Source organism: Halostella sp. PRR32 (genome assembly GCF_034808085.1).
Lineage (GTDB): Archaea > Halobacteriota > Halobacteria > Halobacteriales > Natronoarchaeaceae > Halostella > Halostella pelagica.
On sequence record NZ_JAXHGL010000266.1, the window covers coordinates 1 to 241 of the forward strand.

At 70.1% G+C, this 241-nt stretch carries 1 pseudogene; it reads right to left on the reverse strand.

Going from position 1 to position 241, the window contains the following annotated elements:
* A pseudogene (locus SM753_RS21085) lies at nt 1-241 on the reverse strand (ATP-dependent DNA helicase); the annotation flags it as partial.

Sequence of the window (241 nt, forward strand, 5' to 3'; positions counted from 1 at the left end):
GAACGCGAGCGTGTTCCCCGGCGTGAACCGCACCACGTCCGCGAGCGTCTCCCCGTACCGGTCCTGGACCGCCGACTTGTCGCGCTTGCTCGCGAACAACGCCGGCGTCCCCACCGCGAACGTCCGCCGGCGCTCGACCGGGAACGACAACCCGTACTCCATCTCCACCGGCGACTGGAGGCCGAGCACCTCGCCCGCGACACCGAACGGCTGCAAGGTCGCACTCATCAGGACGTTCGCG